Source organism: Streptomyces sp. NPDC053076, from assembly GCF_044546845.1.
GTDB lineage: Bacteria > Actinomycetota > Actinomycetes > Streptomycetales > Streptomycetaceae > Streptomyces.
The window spans coordinates 426,663-445,675 of record NZ_JBITZL010000004.1 but is presented as its reverse complement, the minus strand read 5'-3'; the positions used below and the strand labels follow the sequence as shown (position 1 = coordinate 445,675).

Annotated in this window: 13 protein-coding genes, 1 tRNA gene and 1 pseudogene; 13 read left to right on the top strand and 2 right to left on the bottom strand. The window is 68.8% G+C overall.

Translation table 11 applies throughout. The features are described from left to right. Nucleotides 1-107 precede the first annotated feature (107 nt). A complete protein-coding gene (locus ACIGYR_RS19435; RefSeq protein ID WP_399597917.1) occupies nucleotides 108-2,270 on the top strand; it encodes a DNA methyltransferase in 2,163 nt (720 codons plus the stop codon). Here ACIGYR_RS19435 and ACIGYR_RS19430 read toward each other — a convergent pair. Next, nucleotides 2,257-3,129, bottom strand: a complete 873-nt coding sequence (locus tag ACIGYR_RS19430; protein ID WP_391840777.1) for a hypothetical protein — start codon at nucleotides 3,127-3,129, stop codon at nucleotides 2,257-2,259. The genes ACIGYR_RS19435 and ACIGYR_RS19430 overlap by 14 nt on opposite strands. Nucleotides 3,130-3,803: 674 nt before the next feature. Between ACIGYR_RS19430 and ACIGYR_RS19425 the strand changes: the two genes are divergently transcribed. Next, nucleotides 3,804-4,427 (top strand): hypothetical protein, encoded by a 624-nt coding sequence (locus tag ACIGYR_RS19425; protein WP_399597920.1) that lies wholly within the window; start codon nucleotides 3,804-3,806, stop codon nucleotides 4,425-4,427. A gap of 237 nt (nucleotides 4,428-4,664) precedes the next feature. On the opposite strand, the gene ACIGYR_RS19420 is transcribed toward ACIGYR_RS19425, so the two are convergent. Beyond that, nucleotides 4,665-4,736, bottom strand: a tRNA-Arg gene (locus ACIGYR_RS19420). 117 nt (nucleotides 4,737-4,853) lie between these two features. Here ACIGYR_RS19420 and ACIGYR_RS19415 point away from each other — a divergent pair. From ACIGYR_RS19415 to prmC, 11 genes and pseudogenes are all read left to right on the top strand, one after another. Next, nucleotides 4,854-5,345: pseudogene (locus ACIGYR_RS19415) on the top strand (response regulator); the annotation flags it as partial. 619 nt (nucleotides 5,346-5,964) lie between these two features. Next, nucleotides 5,965-7,218 carry an ArgS-related anticodon-binding protein NrtL gene (gene nrtL, locus ACIGYR_RS19410; RefSeq protein ID WP_399597922.1) on the top strand — a complete coding sequence of 418 codons (1,254 nt, stop codon included), beginning with the start codon at nucleotides 5,965-5,967 and terminating at the stop codon, nucleotides 7,216-7,218. Between the two features lie 54 nt (nucleotides 7,219-7,272). After that, complete coding sequence (lysA, locus tag ACIGYR_RS19405; protein ID WP_399597925.1) at nucleotides 7,273-8,664, top strand: diaminopimelate decarboxylase; 1,392 nt, start codon at nucleotides 7,273-7,275, stop codon at nucleotides 8,662-8,664. Nucleotides 8,665-8,919: 255 nt separating this feature from the next. After that, nucleotides 8,920-10,212: a homoserine dehydrogenase gene (locus ACIGYR_RS19400; protein WP_399597927.1), complete on the top strand. Its 1,293-nt coding sequence runs from the start codon at nucleotides 8,920-8,922 to the stop codon at nucleotides 10,210-10,212. A 6-nt stretch (nucleotides 10,213-10,218) separates the two neighbouring features. Continuing rightward, the gene (gene thrC / locus ACIGYR_RS19395) at nucleotides 10,219-11,277 is read left to right on the top strand and encodes a threonine synthase (RefSeq protein ID WP_391840825.1); all 1,059 of its coding nucleotides are present in this window, start codon (nucleotides 10,219-10,221) and stop codon (nucleotides 11,275-11,277) included. Between the two features lie 274 nt (nucleotides 11,278-11,551). Then, nucleotides 11,552-12,469, top strand: coding sequence for a homoserine kinase (thrB, locus tag ACIGYR_RS19390; protein WP_399598648.1), 918 nt, complete (start codon nucleotides 11,552-11,554; stop codon nucleotides 12,467-12,469). Nucleotides 12,470-12,872: 403 nt separating this feature from the next. After that, nucleotides 12,873-14,879, top strand: coding sequence for a transcription termination factor Rho (rho, locus tag ACIGYR_RS19385; RefSeq protein WP_399597930.1), 2,007 nt, complete (start codon nucleotides 12,873-12,875; stop codon nucleotides 14,877-14,879). A 536-nt stretch (nucleotides 14,880-15,415) separates the two neighbouring features. After that, entirely contained in the window at nucleotides 15,416-16,546 is a 1,131-nt protein-coding gene (locus ACIGYR_RS19380) for an LCP family protein (protein WP_399597932.1), read from the top strand. A 154-nt stretch (nucleotides 16,547-16,700) separates the two neighbouring features. Continuing rightward, the gene (gene rpmE, locus ACIGYR_RS19375; RefSeq protein WP_269661659.1) at nucleotides 16,701-16,922 is read left to right on the top strand and encodes a 50S ribosomal protein L31; all 222 of its coding nucleotides are present in this window, start codon (nucleotides 16,701-16,703) and stop codon (nucleotides 16,920-16,922) included. 106 nt (nucleotides 16,923-17,028) lie between these two features. Next, a complete protein-coding gene (prfA, locus tag ACIGYR_RS19370) occupies nucleotides 17,029-18,105 on the top strand; it encodes a peptide chain release factor 1 (RefSeq protein WP_399597938.1) in 1,077 nt (358 codons plus the stop codon). A gap of 35 nt (nucleotides 18,106-18,140) precedes the next feature. After that, nucleotides 18,141-18,986: a peptide chain release factor N(5)-glutamine methyltransferase gene (gene prmC, locus ACIGYR_RS19365; RefSeq protein ID WP_391840832.1), complete on the top strand. Its 846-nt coding sequence runs from the start codon at nucleotides 18,141-18,143 to the stop codon at nucleotides 18,984-18,986. Nucleotides 18,987-19,013: the final 27 nt, after the last annotated feature.

Below are 19,013 nucleotides of genomic sequence, written 5' to 3'. Positions count from 1 at the left end.
TATCATCAGGGGGCGGGGCGCTGCAGGGCTCGTTGGCCGTGTGATGTGGGAGTCGGCCATGTGGTGGCGGGGACCGGAGATACTTGGGATGGAACCTGGAGGTGCAAGTGACGATCTTCGAGCAGGAGAGCATGTTCAGCGCTGCGGAAGACGGCCCGACGTCGATCATCCGGAGCGTGGTCCCGGCGGCAACGGCGCTGGAGACAGGTTTTCCTGCCGGAGTCGTGTCGGCTGCTGCCGAGCGGGAGTCTTGGCGTAAGGAAGTGCACCGCCCTGCCACACACACCCACAAGTGGTGGGCGCAGCGACTCGGCTCCGTATTCCGTGGGATCCTGGCCGCCGCAGTGGCGGAGGACGAACAGGACGCGATCGAGTGCTACAGCAATGCACTGCGGCTCGATGGTCTTGTAGTCTGCGACCCATTCGCCGGCTCGGGGACCACGCTGGCCGAGGCGGCCAAGCTGGGTGCAAAGGTGGTCGGCAGGGATATCAATCCTGTTGCCACTTTGGTGCAGCGGCAGGCATTGGCTCCGTGGGACCGCGCGCGCCTGGACCGCGCATTCAAGCAGGTGGAAACCCAGGTTCGTCACGAGATCGACCAACTACATCGTGATAAGCACGGCCGACCTGTCCTCTACTATTTCTGGGTCGCTCTCGCTCCGTGCCCACAATGCCCTTCGGATGCGCCGCCAGTGGAACTGTTCAGCCGGTACGTGTTCGCACAGCACGCTTACCCGAAAAAGTACCCGACCGGTAGGGCGACGTGTCCGCACTGCCACGCCGTCGTGATCGTCAACGTGGTGGAAGATGATCAGCTCGTCTGCGACTCCTGCGGCCGTACCTCGGGCCTGACTGGACCAGTCAGCCGTGCGAACATGACCTGCCCGCAAGGACATACGACAAAAGTTCTCGCTGCTCTCGAGGACCAGCCTCCGCGGTTCCGGATGTACGCAAAACAAGTACTCGGTGCTGACGGTACGCGGCTGTACGAACCGATCGATGACTTCGACCTGGCTCTCTATGCAGAAGCCGAGAAGCTTCTAGACGAGCGGCGTTCTGAGCTTGTACTGCCCGTCGGCGCGCTCGACGACGGACACAACACCCGGCAGGCGATCCGCTGGAACTATCGTGAGTGGCAGCAGTTCTTCAACGCCCGTCAACTCTACAGCTTGGGGCTGCTCGGCTCGGCAATCCGTGATCTCGCCCCGGATTCCGAGCGCGAGGCGCTGGCTGCGCTCTTCTCCGGCGTGTTGGAGTTCAACAACCTTTTCTGCTCTTTCAAGGGCGAAGGAACCGGCGCTGTCCGTCACATGTTTTCCAACCACGTACTGAAGCCCGAGCGGACGCCGCTCGAAGCGCATCCGTGGGGCACGCCTGCGTCCTCAGGGGCTTTCTCCACGCTTTATCGGTCACGCATCATCCGTGCATGGGAATACAAGCGCGATCCGCATGACCTCGTGCCAGTGGGTGATGGCCCAGAGCGTGTTTTCGGATTGTCACAACCTCTTTCGCTGGAAATGGGAGACGTTAAAGACTTCGAGCATGGGCGAGCCAGTGCGTACGTCCAGTGCGGCTCGTCTGCCTCGTTCGATCTTCCGGACGCATCAGTCGACTTGGTAATCACTGATCCGCCGTTTATGGACAACGTCCACTACAGTGAGCTTGCGGACTTCTTCCACGCCTGGCTTCGCGGAATCCAGCCTTTCACCGACTATCCGGTGCAGTCCGCCACGACCCGTCACACGGACGAGGTTCAGTCCGCTGATCCTGCAGAGTTTGGCCGTGCCATTGCTGCCGTGTGGAAAGAGTGCGCGCGTTTGCTCAAGTCGAACGGAATCCTCGCCTTCACCTTCCATCAAGCACGCATCACTGGATGGGTCGAGTTGGTAAAGGCGCTGGAGTCCGCGGGACTGGTGATCACCGCAATCCAGCCCGTCAAGGCGGAAATGAGCACCAGCACCGTTAAGTCCAGTGCTGCTGATCCCTCCAACTTGGACTCAATCGTGGTGTGCCGACCTGCAGGGCGTGCCATTCCTGAGATGGCCACAGTTGAGGCGGTGCGAGAACGTGCTGTTGCTGCACTGCGCGAGTGTCAGGAGGCAGGCGTCAAGGTCGGTTATGCGGATGTTGAGTCGGTAGTCAGAGGGTCTGTCCTCGCGCTGCACACGCTTCCCGGTAACTCTCTGACCGTGGAATCGCTAACGGCGACAGCCGGCGAGGCAGTCGCCGAAGCTGCCGCCGTCCTCGGCGTGCGCTCTAACCGAGGGTGAACGTTCGCAGGTCGATCTGGAACCGGCCTCGCTGAGCTGTCTCTTCCTTACGCTTCGACGGCTGCGGGAAGGGATCCAGCGCGGTGCCCTCCCTGGGAGGAGATAGCTTGGCAAGTCGGTAGCAGTGGAAGAGTTCGAACACACCGGGTGAGACAGTGCGGGTCATGTCGCGCACATGGATGAGAGGCTGCTCGTCCGCGAGGTCATTCCGCTCGCTGATCAGCGTAGCTGCGCCAAGCATCCAGTCCCAGCCGAGTGGGTTGGAGAACAGCAGCATAGGGCGCAGGCGATTCGCTCCGTCGCCGTAGGTACCGAGTCCGATCTCCTTTGTCCGGGTGCCTGTGATGCTGTCGTACAGGTCGACATCCTTATTGAGGACGGCGCCGGCTACCAGCACCATGGAGTGCACACGGACGGTGCCGCCCTCTTTGTTGCCTTCCAATGCAACGAAGAGATAGAAGCCCGGGATTCGAATCTCGCTGCCGTCCTCGGCGTACACGCGCATTGTCGCGCACGGTGGGGTGCTGTTGTAGTCCAAGCCCGCGGAGCGGGCAGGCTTTCCGTTCTTTCCGAGATCAACCTTCTTGACCTCAAGACCGAAGATCGCACGGGGGTCGTAATCCACCCCGCCGACCTCTAGCAGCTCGTATTCTTCCGGCCGAGCGATGACGGCGTCCGGTGATACCAGAGGCTTGTCCGCACGGAGAACAATAACTTCCTTCGGCATTTCCTGACGCAACAGCTCTGTGACGTACTCATCGAAGGGGTCGTCCTGAGTGTTCCGCTTGTCCCGGAGTTGGAAGGAAACAGAGTGTCCCTGGTCATCGAAGAATCTTTCCGAGAGGATGGTGAAGGCCATCGCCGGAAGATCGCCAGGGCGAACCCTGCCAGTTCCATCGAAGTTCATGGCGCCAGAGGTAGCACATGCGGCAGACGATCGGCTGAGTGTTGATCACACTGCTACAGGGCGCTCGGCCGATCCGCAGTTCGCGATGCCCGGAATGGGTGTTTTGCCACGGAGTCGACCGGCTCAACCACGACGTACCCCGGTGTGGTCTTGGCGTCTCCCGCGTCGGTTACGGCGAGGGCGATGGTCAGTTCGGAAACGGTGAGGGTGACGTGGAAGGTGCCGGCAGTGTCGCCGCCGGCGTGTGCATAAGGGTAGGGGTGCCGAGTTCGGTGACGATCAGTGCTGCGTCGTCGGAGTGGGGGTGACTTTCCAGCGCGGCTCGGGTCCAACTGTGCGCGGCGCGGAGTTCCCGAGGATCCCTAGGGAAGATGCGACGGTGATGGCCATGGCGTCCTCCATGGCGGGTGACCTGCTGCCTACGGGCGCGGCGAGCGGAGAGGCGACCGCGGCCGGCGGGCACCTGTCTTGAGGCCCCTGGAGCCGGCGAGTTCCAGGTGCCTCTTCGTTGCTGTAGTAGCTCGTGGCAATGTGTCCTCGTGCCCTCTTCTGCTGATTTACCAAGAGTCCTGACCACGTGCTGGTTGCATTGGATCGCTCTACCGACGGGCGATCAAGTGGGGGTCATGGAAATGATGGGGCTTCTCCAGCTTCGTCACGTGACGTTCGCTGAGGCCGAGGAAATCATCGATGTTGACGGCCACGGTGAGTCCGAGGGCAATCCGGATGGCAGGGCGCGCGTGTACGTCAGCCCGGAGTTGGACAGGTGGACCTTGGTCATCGGCCCGTGGTGCGACCCGTGTGACGCTGAGCGCAGTGATGATGTGCTGCGGCTGTGCAGGGACCTGAGCGTCCGCTATGGGCAGGCCCAGGCGTACTACTACGGATCCCAGGGCGATGGTTCGGCTTGGCTCGTTGCTCAGGACGGCGTCGTGCTGCGGCGCTACTGCGAGACCGGTGAAGCTGAGGACGCCTACCTGACACTGGGAGAGCCCCTGCCCCTTGAACGGGTTCGCCGAGAACAACTCGGGCTGCCAGCAATATGGGACGAGGCGACGGAACCCGATGAGGCCGAGGACGAGTGGAAGTTGGCCGCTTTCGACCTCGCTCCCGAGATCGCCGCGGCTCTGGGCGTCAGCCCGTTCAAGCTGACGGCGGACACGCGCGTTCAAGGGGCCGGGATCATCGCTCTCACTCCGCAAGCGGCAGAGGATCCTGTTGAGTCCTCGTGCTCCGCCGCCCAGGGCTGACCTGTCGACCTGATGGCTTCCCGAGGCCGTGAAGCCGCCAGGCGCCGGCCCGGTCGACAGTTCACAAGGGTTGGGTCTTCCCGAGGTGACCTGCCGCGATGCCTCAAGATCCCGTCCACGCCTCGTCCACAGACCCCGACATACGGCTGCTTCGGGCCGCATACGCCTGCACATACGCGAAGACCCCGGCCTCAGCGTTTCCGCTGGTGACGGGGTCTTTGGGCACCTCATGCTGGGTGCCCCCGGCAGGATTCGAACCTGCGCACACGGCTCCGGAGGCCGTTGCTCTATCCCCTGAGCTACGGGGGCGTGTCGGGCGCTGAGCTTCTTGCTCGCGGCGACGGGTAGAACATTAGCAGGTCCGCGGGGGTGATCAGGAACCCGTTTCCCCGGGCCGGGTGGGCGGGTCCCCTGTACGGGGTGGAAGTGGGGAAAACCCGGACGCGGTGGCCGGTCCGGACCTACTCTCGAGTTGTGCCAGGCGCTTCGGGTCGGGTGCTTGTTGTGGACGACAACAAGGTCATCCGGCAACTGATCAGGGTCAACCTCGAGCTTGAAGGGCTTGAGGTCGTGACCGCGGCCGATGGTGCCGAGTGTCTGGACGTGGTGCACCAAGTGCGCCCCGACGTCGTTACGCTCGACGTCGTCATGCCTCGGCTGGACGGGCTGCGTACCGCCGCCCGGCTCCGGGCCGACCCCCGTACACAGCACCTGCCTCTCGCCATCATCAGCGCGTGTACGCAGTACGAGGTCGAGGCCGGCCTCGACGTCGGCGTCGACGCCTTTCTCGCCAAGCCCTTCGAACCCTCCGAGCTCGTACGGCTCGTGAAGCACCTCATCGAGCGGAGTTCCGGGCACGAGGGCGGAGGGGGAGACGGGCCTGGGGGAGAGGGCCGTGGGGGAGATGGGCGCGGAGGAGACGGGAGTGGCGGAGGAGATCGGGGTGGGGGTGGTGACGGGGAAGTCGATCGGGAGATCGACGGGGGCGAGGGGTCTGTCCGGTACGAAGGCATCCCCGGGTACGGGATCTCTCCCGGTCATGAAGGCGTCCCTGGGCCCGGGGGCTCTCCCGGTCACGAAAGCCTTCCTGGGCATGGGGTCTCTACCCAGTCCTGAAAGCTCCCCCCAGTCCTGAAAGCGTCCCTGGGTACGGAAGCTTCCACGGGCGCATCCTGCCCCGGCGTGGAAGCTTCTCCGGGCACGAAAGATGGAAGCTTCTCCGGGTACGAAAGCTCCCCCAGTCATGAAGGCGTCCCCCCCCGGGAGCGCACGAAAGCTTCCCCGGGCACGAAGTCTTCCGCCGTTGTGACGGCTTCGCCGGGCGCGGTAGTTCTTCCGAGTGTGGGGCGGCCGATGGGCACGGAGGACTCCCGGGACAGTGACGGAAGCCGCGGCTTTCACGATGTTTCCCGCGCTGGTGGCGTGTCCGGCGGCGTTCCCGGTGGGAGGTCCTGCGGAGCGCAGGGCGATCCGTCCGGCAGGTGAACAGGCATAACCGGCTCGCGTACCGACCCCCCTCCTCCCCTACGCTTGTCCCGTGACCCCCGTCGAGCTCTCCCGCACCGTGTTGCACGCGGTGCGTCGTGCTGTCGACGACGGGGAGCTGAGCGTGACCGTTCCCGAGCGTGCCGTGGTGTCCGAACCTGGGCCCGGCGGATGCGGGGACTTCGCCACCACCATCGCGCTGCAGCTCGCCCGGCCGGCCGGGCAGCCGCCCCTGCGGGTCGCCGAGATCCTGCGGCCCCGTCTCGCCGAGACCGCCGGCATCCGGGACGTCGTCGTCACCGGGCCCGGTTTCCTCAACATCAGCCTCGACGCGCAGGCCGACCCCGTCGTCGGGCTGGTGCGGGAGATTCGGGAGAAGGGCACCCGGTACGGGCATGGCGACGCCCTCGCCGGTCAGGTCGTCGCGCTGCGGGTGCCGTACGAGGTGCGTGCCGAGGTCGTCGCCGACGCCGTCGTACGGATGGTCGGGACACAGGGCGGCCGGGCCACCGTCGAGCACGGCGAGCCCGTCAATCTGCGGCCCGTGCCCGCCCCGGAGGACCCGGCCCCGCTCGGCCATGACGCCGCCCAGTGGGCCCTGCTCCACCCCGCCCCGCACGACCGGCCCCGGATCACCGCCGATCATCTGGTCCAGCGAGAGAGCAATCCGCTGTTCCGCGTGCGGTACGCCCACGCCCGCATCCGTTCCCTCAGCCGTAACGCCGTCCGCCTCGGCTTCACCGCCGAGCCCGGCCCCATCGCCCACCCGGCCGCGACCGGCCCCGGCACCATCACCGAGTCGGGCGCCCCGAACTCCGGCCCCATCGCCCACCCGGCCGCGACCGGCCCCGGCACCATCACCGAGCCGGACGCCCCGAACTCCGGCCCCACCTCCGCCGGCCACAGCCCGACCCCGACCGGCCCCCGCCCCACCCCCGACGCCCCTGGCGCCACCTCCGACGCCCAAAGCGCCACCTCCGACGCCCCTGGCGCCACCTCCGACGCCCAAGGCCCCACCCCCACCGCCCCCCGCCCCACCCCCCCCGTCCGCCCCCTGTTGACCCCCCTCGCCGACCACCCCCGCGTTCTCACCGTGGCCGCCACCCACCGTGCCCCGGACCGGCTTGCCCGGCATCTCGTCACCGTTGCCGATGCCGTACTGCCGCTGTTGCCCTTCGTGCTTCCCGTCGGCGAGGAGAAACCCTCGGCCGCCCACCGGGCCCGGCTGGCCCTCGCCGAAGCCGCCGGGACGGTGCTGGCCGGCGGCCTGTCCCTGCTCGGTATCGACGCACCCGAACACCTCTGAGGCGCCCGATGAGGATGCGCCCCGGAGAGAGACAGAGAGTCTGAGAGCCACGTCATGAGCCGTTCCGCCCATCCCGCCGGGCCCCGTCACGCCGACGTCCTGCCCGAGGGGCACTACACCGCGCCGCCCGCCGACCTCAACGTCCTCGACCCCAAGGTGTGGGCCCAGACCGTCGGCCGGACCGAAGACGGTGTGGTCACCGTCGGGGGGATCCCCGTCACCCGGCTCGCCGAGGAGTTCGGCACGCCCGCCTACATCCTCGACGAGGCCGACTTCCGGGCCCGGGCGCGTGCCTGGCGCACCGCCTTCGGTCCGGACGCCGACGTCTTCTACGCCGGGAAGGCGTTCCTGTCCCGGGCCGTCGTGCGGTGGCTGAACGAGGAGGGGCTCAATCTGGACGTGTGCTCCGGAGGGGAGCTGGCCACCGCGCTGTCCGCCGGGATGCCCGCCGAGCGCATCGCCTTCCACGGCAACAACAAGTCCACCGAGGAGATCCACCGCGCGATAAGCGCCGGCGTGGGGCGGATCGTTCTCGACTCCTTCCAGGAGATCGTGCGGGTCGCCCACGCGGCGCAGTCGCTCGGCAAGCGGCAGAAGGTCCAGATCCGGATCACCGTGGGCGTGGAGGCGCACACGCACGAGTTCATCGCCACTGCCCACGAGGACCAGAAGTTCGGGATTCCGCTCGCCGGGGGGCAGGCCGCCGAGGCGGTACGGCGGGCCCTGGAGCTCGACGGGCTCGAGCTGATCGGCATCCACTCCCACATCGGGTCGCAGATCTTCGACATGTCGGGCTTCGAGGTCGCCGCCCACCGGGTGGTCGGCCTGCTCAAGGACGTCCGGGACGAGCACGGGGTCGAGCTGCCCGAGATCGATCTCGGCGGTGGGCTCGGCATCGCCTACACCAGTGACGACGACCCCCGTGAGCCGCACGAGATCGCCAAGGCGCTCACCGAGATCGTCGCGCGGGAGTGCGACAGCGCCGGGCTGCGGACCCCTCGGATCTCCGTCGAGCCGGGGCGCGCCATCGTCGGCCCCACCGCCTTCACCCTCTACGAGGTCGGCACCGTCAAGCAGCTCGACGGGCTGCGGACGTACGTCTCCGTCGACGGCGGCATGTCGGACAACATCCGGACCGCGCTGTACGACGCCGAGTACAGCGTCGCGCTCGTCTCCCGCGTCTCCGACGCCGCGCCGATGCTCGCCCGGGTCGTCGGCAAGCACTGCGAGAGCGGGGACATCGTGGTGAAGGACGCGTTCCTGCCGGCCGACCTGGCGCCGGGTGACCTGATCGCGGTGCCGGCCACCGGTGCGTACTGCCGGTCCATGGCCAGCAACTACAACCACGTGCTCCGGCCGCCCGTCGTCGCCGTACAGGACGGGGCGGCCCGGGAGATCGTCCGGCGTGAGACGGAGGAGGACCTCCTCCGTCTCGACGTCGGGTGACGCTGCGCGGAGGCCGGAGGGTCCACGGTCGCCGGGTGACGCTGCGCGGAGGCCGGAGGGTCACGGTCGCCGGGTGACGCCGAAGGGCCGGAAGATCTCGGTCGCCGGGTGACGCCGTGCGGGGGCCGGAAGATCTACGGTCTTCCGGTCCCGTACAAATGAAATAGATGTCTCACGATCCGGACGAAGGGTAGAAACTCCCGTCCGGTGAGTGAGACTGGTCCAACCGTAGACGGTATGAGGAAACGAGGTCGGATGATGCGTACGCGTCCGCTGAAGGTGGCGCTGCTGGGCTGTGGAGTGGTCGGCTCAGAGGTGGCGCGCATCATGACGACGCACGCCGACGACCTCGCCGCCCGGATCGGGGCCCCGGTGGAGCTCGCCGGCGTGGCGGTGCGGCGTACCGGCAAGGAGCGCGAGGGCATCGACCCCGCGCTCGTCACCACCGATGCCACCGCCCTCGTCAAACGCGGCGACATCGACGTGGTGGTGGAGGTCATCGGCGGGATCGAGCCCGCCCGGACGCTCATCACCACCGCCTTCGAGCACGGCGCCTCCGTCGTCTCCGCCAACAAGGCCCTGCTCGCCCAGGACGGCGCCGCCCTGCACGCCGCCGCGGGGGAGCACGGCAAGGACCTCTACTACGAGGCCGCCGTCGCCGGCGCCATCCCGCTGATCCGGCCGCTGCGCGAGTCGCTCGCCGGTGACAAGGTCAACCGGGTGCTCGGCATCGTCAACGGCACCACCAACTTCATCCTCGACAAGATGGACTCCACGGGCGCCGGGTACCAGGAGGCCCTGGACGAGGCCACCGCGCTCGGGTACGCCGAAGCCGACCCGACCGCCGACGTCGAGGGCTTCGACGCCGCCGCCAAGGCCGCCATCCTCGCCGGAATCGCCTTCCACACGCGCGTGCGCCTGGACGACGTCTACCGCGAGGGCATGATCGAGGTCACCGCCGCCGACTTCCGCTCCGCCAAGGAGATGGGCTGCACCATCAAGCTGCTCGCCATCTGCGAGCGGTCCAGGGACGGGGCGTCCGTCACCGCGCGCGTGCATCCCGCCATGATTCCGCTGAGCCATCCGCTCGCCTCCGTGCGCGGCGCGTACAACGCCGTGTTCGTGGAGAGCGACGCGGCCGGACAGCTGATGTTCTACGGGCCCGGCGCCGGTGGTTCGCCCACCGCCTCCGCCGTGCTCGGCGACCTCGTCGCGGTCTGCCGCAACCGGCTGAACGGCGCCACCGGGCCCGGCGAGTCGGCGTACGCCGACCTGACCGTCTCCCCGATGGGCGACGTCGTCACGCGCTACCACATCAGCCTCGACGTCGCGGACAAACCGGGTGTGCTCGCCCAGGTCGCGACCGTCTTCGCCGAGCACAGGGTGTCGATCGACACCGTTCGGCAGCAGGGCAAGGACGGCGAGGCCTCCCTCGTCGTCGTCACCCACCGGGCCTCCGACGCCTCCCTCTCCGGGACCGTCGAGGCACTGCGCAAGCTCGACACCGTGCGGGGTGTCGCCAGCATCATGCGGGTTGAAGGAGAGTAACCAACAATGACCCACCAGTGGCGCGGAATCATCGAGGAGTACCGGGACCGGCTGCCGGTATCCGACACCACGCCGGTCGTGACGCTCCGCGAGGGCGGCACCCCCCTCGTGCCCGCGCAGGTGCTCTCCGAGCGCACGGGCTGCGAGGTCCACCTGAAGGTGGAGGGGGCCAACCCCACCGGGTCCTTCAAGGACCGCGGCATGACCATGGCCATCAGCAAGGCCAAGGAGGAGGGGGCGAAGGCCGTCATCTGTGCCTCCACGGGCAACACCTCTGCCTCCGCCGCCGCCTACGCGGTGCGGGCGGGCATGGTGTCCGCCGTGCTGGTGCCGCAGGGCAAGATCGCCCTCGGCAAGATGGGCCAAGCCCTCGTGCACGGCGCGAAGATCCTCCAGGTCGACGGCAACTTCGACGACTGCCTCACCCTGGCGCGGGCACTGAGCGAGAACTACCCCGTGGCGCTGGTGAATTCGGTCAACCCGGTGCGCATCGAGGGCCAGAAGACGGCCGCCTTCGAGATCGTGGACATGCTCGGCGACGCCCCCGACATCCATGTCCTCCCGGTCGGCAACGCGGGCAACATCACGGCCTACTGGAAGGGCTACAAGGAGTACGCCGCCGACGGCATCTCCTCCGGGACCCCCCGCATGTGGGGCTTCCAGGCGTCCGGCAGTGCCCCGATCGTGCGCGGCGAGGTCGTCAAGGACCCGTCGACCATCGCCACCGCCATCCGCATCGGCAACCCCGCCTCATGGCAGTACGCCCTGGCCGCGCGGGACGAGTCCGGCGGCGCCATCGACGAGGTGACGGACCGTGAGATCCTGCGCGCCTACCGCCTGTTGGCCGCGCAGGAGGGTGTCTTCGTGGAGCCCGCCTCCGCCGCCTCGGTGGCCGGTCTGCTCAAGGCCGCCGAGCAGGGGAAGGTCGACCCGGGCCAGCGCATCGTGTGCACCGTCACCGGCAACGGCCTGAAGGACCCCGACTGGGCCGTCGCCGGCGCCCCGCAGCCGGTCACCGTCCCGGTCGACGCGGCCACCGCCGCCGAGCGTCTCGGCCTCGCCTGAGCGCCCCGGTTCCGGTGAATCCCTGACGCGGTGCACAGGGGGCTTACGACACGCATCGTGCGCCTCCTGTGCGCCCTATGTCGCCACAGAACCTTCCTTCGATAGGCTGTAGCGAACCCGCCTACCGCATATGCCCTCGCGTATGGCACGAGGCCGCGTCGTCTCCGCGGCCCGACGGGTCTTCGTACGTCAGTCATCGGCAGTCCACCGAATGACCATCGAATCCCTCGAGCGTCATTCGACCGTCACGCAGCTCAAGGAGAGTCTTCGAGCGATGGCCGGTCCAGCCTTCCGCGCCGCCGCCGTCCGGGTGCGCGTTCCCGCCACCAGCGCCAATCTCGGCCCGGGTTTCGATGCCCTGGGTCTCGCGCTGGGGCTCTACGACGACGTGGTCGTCCGGGTGGCCGACACCGGGCTGCACATCGACATCGCGGGCGAGGGCGGCGAGACCCTCCCGCGGGACGAGAGCCACCTCCTCGTCCGCTCCCTGCGCACCGCCTTCGACCTGCTGGGCGGACAGCCCCGCGGTCTGGAGATCGTCTGCGCCAACCGCATCCCGCACGGCCGGGGCCTGGGCTCCTCCTCCGCCGCCATCTGCGCCGGCATCGTCGCCGCCCGCGCCGTGACCATAGGCGGCGAGGCCCGCATGGACGACGCCGCGCTGCTGGAGCTGGCCACCGAGATCGAGGGCCACCCGGACAACGTGGCCGCCTGTCTGCTCGGTGGTTTCACCCTGTCCTGGATGGAGGCCGGCGCCGCCCGGGCCATCAGGATGGAGCCGCACGATTCCATCGTTCCGGTGGTTTTCGTACCCGGAAAGCCGGTCCTGACCGAGACCGCGCGCGGCCTGCTCCCGCGCACCGTGCCGCACGTCGACGCCGCCGCCAACGCGGGCCGCGCCGCCCTGCTCGTCGAGGCCCTGACCAGGCGCCCCGAGCTGCTGCTGCCCGCCACCGAGGACCGTCTGCACCAGGAGTACCGCGCCCCGGCCATGCCGGAGAGCGCGGCACTGGTGGAGCGGCTGCGCGGCGACGGCATCCCGGCCGTGATCTCGGGCGCCGGCCCCACCGTCATGGCCCTCGCCGACGCCGACAGCGCCGACAAGGTGTCTCACCTCGCGGGTGCGGGCTGGGCCGCCAACCGGCTGGACCTGGACGTCCAGGGAGCGAGCGTGCTGCCGCTTGCGACCTGACACACGGTTGCCGGATTTGGAGAGGGGGAATGTTTGTTGGATCCGGTAGTGTTAATCTCAAGTCTGCACCCGACCCCACCATGGCGAGGTGCCTCGTGTCCCCGTCCGGGACAGACATTCTTCCGGGAGCCTCCCGCGCCACTCCGTGTTCCTTGCGCCGTACCTGGGCAGTACGTCGTATGCGGGCACTGAGCGGGCCGCCGGGCACGCTTCGGAACTGGTGCTCCCACGCCGCGTGACACTGGGTGCCACGACTCGCGGAAGCGCCATCACCGCACATTTCTTCCGCCGCTTTGGCGGACCACCGCCCCGGCACGGTTCACAGAAGACAGGACCGTAGTCGGACAGCACAACCGGTCGCCGAGCCAGACAGGCCGACGTCCGCTCCAGGGAAGGACCCTTCGTGAGCGACACCACCGATCTGATGGGCGCACGTGTCGAGGAGACCGCTGCCGCGCCCGCCACGGACGCCTCCGCGCCTGCCGCCGGTGCCGGCTCCCGGCGGCGCCGCGGTACCGGCCTCGAGGGCATGGTGCTGGCCGAGCTGCAGCAGGTCGCCTCGGGCCTCGGGATCAGGGGCACCGCGCGGATGCGCAAGAGCCAGCTGATCGAGGTCATCAAGGAGGCGCAGGCCACCGGGGGCGCCGCCCCCAAGGCAGCGTCCTCCCCCGCCGGGGACGCCACCGAGACCAAGCCGAAGCGCCGGGCCACCTCCAAGGCCCGTACCGGTGAGGACGCCGGCAAGAAGGCCGAGAAGGCCGCCGAGACGCCCGCCGAGAAGGCCGTGGCCCAGCAGCAGATCGAGATCCCCGGCCAGCCGGCCGCCCGCGGGGGCGAAGCCGAGCGTGGGGGAGACGACGCCCCGACCGAGCGCCGTCGCCGCCGCGCCACCGCCGACGCGGGCAGCCCGGCGCAGAACGGTGCCGAGAGCGCCGCCGCCGAGGCCAAGGCCGAGCCGAAGGCCGAGACCGCCACGCAGCAGCAGGGCGAGGCCAGGGGCGACGCCGGTGACGGCGAGGGCCGTGGCCGCCGCGACCGCCGCGAGCGTGGCCGGGACCGCGACCGCCGCAACAAGGGCGACGACCAGCAGGGCCAGGGCGGCCAGCGTCAGCAGCAGGCTCAGCAGGGCGGCGGTCGTCAGGACCGCCAGCAGCAGCAGGACGACGACGACTTCGAGGGCGGCCGTCGTGGCCGTCGTGGCCGCTACCGCGACCGTCGTGGCCGTCGCGGCCGTGACGACATGGCGGTCGAGCCGCAGCTGGCCGAGGACGACGTCCTGATCCCCGTCGCGGGCATCCTGGACATCCTCGACAACTACGCCTTCATCCGGACCTCCGGCTACCTGCCGGGCCCGAACGACGTGTACGTCTCCCTCGCCCAGGTCCGCAAGAACGGCCTGCGCAAGGGCGACCACGTCACCGGTGCGGTCCGTCAGCCGAAGGAGGGCGAGCGCCGCGAGAAGTTCAACGCGCTGGTCCGCCTGGACTCCGTCAACGGCATGGCGCCCGAACACGGCCGTGGCCGCCCGGAGTTCAACAAGCTGACCCCGCTCTACCCGCAGGACCGGCTCCGCCTGGAGACCGACCCGGGCGTGCTCACCACCCGCATCATCGACCTCGTGTCGCCGATCGGTAAGGGTCAGCGCGGTCTGATCGTGGCCCCGCCGAAGACCGGCAAGACCATGATCATGCAGGCGATCGCCAACGCGATCACGCACAACAACCCCGAGTGCCACCTGATGGTCGTCCTCGTCGACGAGCGTCCGGAAGAGGTCACCGACATGCAGCGGTCGGTCAAGGGCGAGGTCATCTCCTCGACCTTCGACCGCCCGGCCGAGGACCACACCACGGTCGCCGAGCTGGCCATCGAGCGCGCCAAGCGCCTGGTGGAGCTGGGTCACGACGTGGTCGTGCTGCTCGACTCCATCACGCGACTGGGCCGCGCCTACAACCTGGCGGCGCCGGCCTCCGGCCGCATCCTGTCCGGTGGTGTCGACTCGACCGCCCTGTACCCGCCGAAGCGGTTCTTCGGTGCGGCGCGGAACATCGAGGACGGCGGCTCGCTGACCATCCTCGCCACCGCCCTGGTGGACACCGGGTCCCGCATGGACGAGGTGATCTTCGAGGAGTTCAAGGGCACCGGCAACATGGAGCTCAAGCTCGACCGGAAGCTCGCCGACAAGCGCATCTTCCCGGCGGTGGACGTGGACGCGTCCGGTACCCGTAAGGAAGAGATCCTGCTCGGCAACGAGGAGCTGGCCGTCGTCTGGAAGCTCCGCCGGGTGCTGCACGCGCTGGACCAGCAGCAGGCGATCGAGCTGCTTCTCGACAAGATGAAGCAGACCAAGTCGAACGGCGAGTTCCTGATGCAGATCCAGAAGACGACGCCGACGCCGGGCAACGGCGACTAGCGGCCGAGCGCCGTCCAGGTGACGGTGACCGGCCGACGACGCGGATCGCCGTCGTCGCTCGCGCGTTCACCTGAGCCTTCAAGGGTGCTGACCCGCAGGTCGGAGTAGGGCCGCCCCCTGTCACAGGAGTGACAGGGGGCGGCCTTTCGGCGCTGCGGAGGTCGGGCGCCCCACGGGCCCCTTGGAGGGCAACGGCGCCGTTCGAGCCCAGCACCACCCGGAACCGGTACAAGCTCCGGCGGCACCGCCTGTACCCGGGCACGGGCACGGCGATCGGCGAGACCTTTGCCACACCCAGGACAATCGGGGCCGGTGCCGAGCAGTACGACATCTCCGGCTGAAATCGCAGGTGAGCCGGGTACGCCCGACCCGTACGGCAACGCACTGTGCCCGTCGCTGCACGCGACGGGCACAGTGCGTTGTGCAACCCTTTCCCGAGTTTCTCCGTCTGACCGGTCGGAGCGACGATGGAGCGGTGACAACCGCGCCTGACCCTGACTGCAGGGGGTAACCGACCACCGAGACCTAGGAGCGATGTGGCCGCCGAGAGCACGCCCGAGCCCGCCATATCCGAGCCGGGCACGACCGGGCCCCGCCGCCGGGGCAAGGGGCGCCGCCGCAAGGCGCCCAGCACGGGCCGCAGGACCATGCGCGCGACGGCCTGGACGGCCGCGGGCGTGGTCGTGCTGGGCGGCACCGGCGCCGGGTACGTGTACTTCAAGCTCAACGGCAACCTGCACAGCGTCGACATCAACCAGGCCCTCGGCACCGACCGGCCCATGAAGATCGACAACGGTTCCGAGAACATCCTGGTCCTTGGCTCGGACACCCGCTCCGGCGCGAACAAGAAGCTCGGCGGCGGCACCGACGACGGCAGCGCCCGCTCCGACACGGCGATGATCGTCCACGTGTACGAGGGTCACAAGACGGCCAGCGTGGTCTCGATCCCGCGGGACACCCTCGTCGACCGCCCGCAGTGCACCGACACGCAGGGCACCCAGCACGCCGCCGCGTCCGGCGTGATGTTCAACGAGGCGTACTCCACCGGCGGCGCGGCCTGCGCGGTGAAGACCGTCGAGTCGATCACCGGCATCCGCATGGACCACTACCTCGAGGTCGACTTCGCGGGCTTCCAGGAGCTCATCGACGACCTCGGCGGTGTCCGGGTCACCACGACGAAGGACATCCGCGACCCGCAGAGCCACCTGAACCTCAAGGCCGGCCCCCACACCCTGAACGGCGAACAGGCCCTCGGCCTGGTCCGCACCCGGCACGGCGTGGGCGACGGCTCCGACCTGGGCCGCATCCAGCTCCAGCAGGCGTTCATCAAGGCGCTGATCGACCAGGTCAAGCACGTCGGCGTCTTCACGAACCCCAAGAAGCTGTACGACCTCGCCGACACCGCCACCAAGGCCGTCACCACCGACTCCGACCTCGGCTCGGTCAACTCCCTGATGGACTTCGCGGGCAACCTCCAGGGCATCAGCTCGTCCCACATGAAGATGGTGACGATGCCCGTCCAGTACGACCCGGCCAACCCCAACCGCGTCCTGCTGGCCAAGTCCAAGGCACAGCTGGTCTGGGACGCCCTGAAGAACGACAGACCGATCCCGAAGTCGGCCACGGAGGGCACGGCCACGGGTGAGGCCAACGGCGTGGTGAACTAGGGCCGCGCACCCCGCTCAGCCGCAGGAATAGAACAGCCGCACCCCCGGTTTGGGTGGATGGCCCCAGTCCTGGCAGACTGGTACGTCGGCTCCGGTTCACGCTCCCGCACCCCGCGGCGGCGACCCGGCGCCCTCCCGAAACCTAGGAGACACCTTGAAGCGCGACATCCACCCCGAGTACGTCGAGACGCAGGTCAGCTGCACCTGTGGCGCGTCGTTCACCACCCGTAGCACCATCGCGTCCGGCGCCATCCGGGCCGAGGTCTGCTCCGAGTGCCACCCGTTCTACACGGGCAAGCAGAAGATCCTCGACACCGGTGGCCGTGTGGCCCGCTTCGAGGCCCGCTTCGGCAAGGCTGCCGGCTCCAAGAAGTAGCGAGCCCCATTTCGCCGGTCCACGGTCGCGCCCTTCTCCGGGGTGTGCCCGGGACCGGCGTTTTTGGTCGCCCCTCCTTCCCTTCACCGCAGTACAGGAGCCCAAGATGTTCGAGGCCGTCGAGGAACTCGTCGCCGAGCACGCCGATCTGGAGAAGACGCTCGCCGACCCGTCGGTCCACGCCGACCAGGCGAACGCGCGCAAGCTGAACAAGCGCTACGCCGAGCTGACCCCGATCGTCGCCACGTACCGCTCCTGGAAGCAGACCGGCGACGACATCGGGACCGCGCGGGAGTTCGCCGCCGACGACCCCGACTTCGCGGCCGAGGCCAAGGACCTGGAGAAGCAGCGCGAGGAGCTGACCGAGAAGCTGCGCCTGCTGCTGGTCCCGCGCGACCCCAGCGACGACAAGGACGTCATCCTGGAGATCAAGGCGGGCGCGGGCGGCGACGAGTCGGCCCTGTTCGCCGGCGACCTGCTGCGGATGTACCTGCGCTACGCCGAGCGCGTGGGCTGGAAGACCGAGATCATCGACGCCACCGAGTCCGAGCTGGGCGGCTACAAGGACGTCCAGGTCGCCGTGAAGACCAAGGGCGGCCAGGGCGCCACCGAGCCCGGCCAGGGCGTCTGGGCCCGGCTGAAGTACGAGGGCGGCGTGCACCGCGTGCAGCGCGTCCCGGCGACCGAGTCCCAGGGCCGGATCCACACGTCCGCGGCCGGCGTCCTGGTCACGCCGGAGGCGGAGGAGATCGACGTCGAGATCAACCCGAACGACCTCCGCATCGACGTCTACCGGTCCTCCGGCCCGGGCGGCCAGTCCGTGAACACCACCGACTCCGCCGTGCGCATCACGCACCTGCCGACCGGAGTCGTCGCCTCCTGCCAGAACGAGAAGAGCCAGCTGCAGAACAAGGAGCAGGCGATGCGTATCCTGCGCTCCAGGCTGCTCGCAGCGGCCCAGGAGGAGGCGGAGCGGGAGGCCGCCGACGCCCGCCGCAGCCAGGTCCGTACCGTCGACCGCTCCGAGAAGATCCGCACCTACAACTTCCCGGAGAACCGCATCTCGGACCACCGCGTCGGCTTCAAGGCGTACAACTTGGACCAGGTCCTGGACGGCGAGCTCGACGCGGTCATCCAGGCCTGCGTCGACGCCGACTCGGCGGCGAAGCTCGCCGCCGCGTAACACCCGTACGCACGAGTACGACACGGAGGACTCGCGTGAACCTGCTGCTCGCCGAGGTGGCCCAGGCCACCCAGCGGCTGGCCGACGCCGGTGTGCCCTCGCCGCGCAACGACGCGGAGGAGCTGGCCGCGTTCGTGCACGGCGTGAAGCGCGGTGCACTGCACTCCGTGAAGGACGCCGACTTCGACGCCCGGTACTGGGAGGTCATCGCCCGGCGCGAGCAGCGTGAGCCGCTCCAGCACATCACCGGCCGGGCCTACTTCCGCTACCTGGAACTCCAGGTCGGGCCCGGGGTGTTCGTGCCCCGGCCGGAGACCGAGTCCGTGGTCGGCTGGGCCATAGACGCGGTCCGCGCCATGGACGTCGTCGAGCCGTGCATCGTCGACCTGTGCACCGGCTCCGGCGCCATCGCGCTCGCCCTCGCCCAGGAGGTCCCGCGCTCGCGCGTGCACGCCGTGGAGCTGTCCGAGGACGCCCTGGTGTGGACGCGGAAGAACGTGGCCGGCTCGCGGGTCGACCTGCGCCAGGGCGATGCCCTCACCGCCTTCCCGGACCTCGACGGCCAGGTCGACCTGGTCATCTCCAACCCGCCGTACATCCCGCTCACCGAATGGGAGTACGTCGCCCCCGAGGCCCGCGACTACGACCCCGAGCTGGCGTTGTTCTCCGGCGAGGACGGACTCGACCTCATCCGGGGCATCGAGCGCACCGCGCACCGGCTGCTGCGTCCCGGCGGCGTCGTCGTCATCGAGCACGCCGACACCCAGGGCGGCCAGGTGCCGTGGATCTTCACCGAGGAGCGGGGCTGGGCCGACGCGGCCGATCACCCGGACCTCAACAACCGGCCACGCTTCGCCACCGCCCGCAAGGCGCTGCCGTGACCACCCCGCTGACTTCAACCCCGCAGT